This window comes from Endozoicomonas sp. SESOKO4 (assembly GCF_024606275.1).
The window spans coordinates 1-1,077 of the sequence record NZ_JAHHPS010000082.1 but is presented as its reverse complement, the minus strand read 5'-3'; the positions used below and the strand labels follow the sequence as shown (position 1 = coordinate 1,077).

The 1,077-nt window shown below is 40.1% G+C and carries 1 protein-coding gene and 1 pseudogene; both read left to right on the top strand.

The window, feature by feature from the left end:
* Positions 1-25: 25 nt before the first annotated feature.
* Positions 26-616, top strand: a complete 591-nt coding sequence (locus tag KDK16_RS01370) for a hypothetical protein (protein WP_257274340.1) — start codon at positions 26-28, stop codon at positions 614-616.
* Between the two features lie 248 nt (positions 617-864).
* Positions 865-1,077, top strand: a pseudogene (locus KDK16_RS01365) (hypothetical protein); the annotation flags it as partial.

Here is a 1,077-nt window from a genome sequence, read left to right as displayed (position 1 = left end):
GGCATACGAGATGTAGAGAGGTCTCGTGGGCTCGGAGATGTGTATAAGAGACAGTGGTAATACCATCCATGCACTGACTGATGCAGGCTATCAATATATCGGCATTGACCACTTTGCCAAGCCTGATGATGAGCTGGCGATTGCGCAACGTGAGGGCAAATTACACCGCAATTTTCAAGGGTATACCACGCATGGTAATTGTGATTTGCTGGGATTTGGGGTGTCGTCGATTAGCCAAATCGGTCTGCATATTTTGCAAAATCCAACGGATTTAAGCGATTACCAAAATCTCATCAATGCAGGAAAATTGCCTGCGGTGAAGGTGATTTCTGCGCGCTTGCCTGATTTGCTGCGCCGTTATGTGATTATGAATCTGCTATGCCATGATTATATTGATTTTAAAGATGTGAATGCGCGCTTTAGCATTGACCCGATGACCTATTTTATTGATGAAATCCGCCAACTGGGTGAGATGCAGGCGGATAAACTCGTTGATATGGATGCTAAAGGCATTCGGGTGCTACCAAAAGGGCGGCTTTTGGGACGCAATGTGGCGATGGTGTTTGATACTTATTTGGCGAGTAAAGAAGGCAATCGCTTTAGTAAGGTGATTTAGCCTAAAAAGCAAAACACCTGCCAAAATGACAGGTGTTTTACTATGCTAAAGGTGGAAGCTTTCGCTCACGTATCCTCTAGCTCACATAGTACGTATTATACGGATTTTATTAAATGAATTCAACACAGCTTAATCAAATTTTCCAAACGCTTTCTTTTGAAAGAATGTAAACTTATGAAAATAAGACCAAAACAAGAGAGCAAGCCGTTGAATTGTAGCTTTGGAATGCTCAAATTTCGGGGGCATTTTTGTTTCCATTACATATTTGTGAAGTCACGATTCGTAATGCCATTGCTGAAATACTCTATACGCAGTACGGTAGTAATTGGGTCAATAATTATATGTTTATTAATAGTTTACCTAATCATCCAAAACCAAAATATAATCAAAGAACAGATTTAGATAAAGCAACGAAACAACATACCCTTCATTATATCCCAAAAATTATACCCGAATTAAAC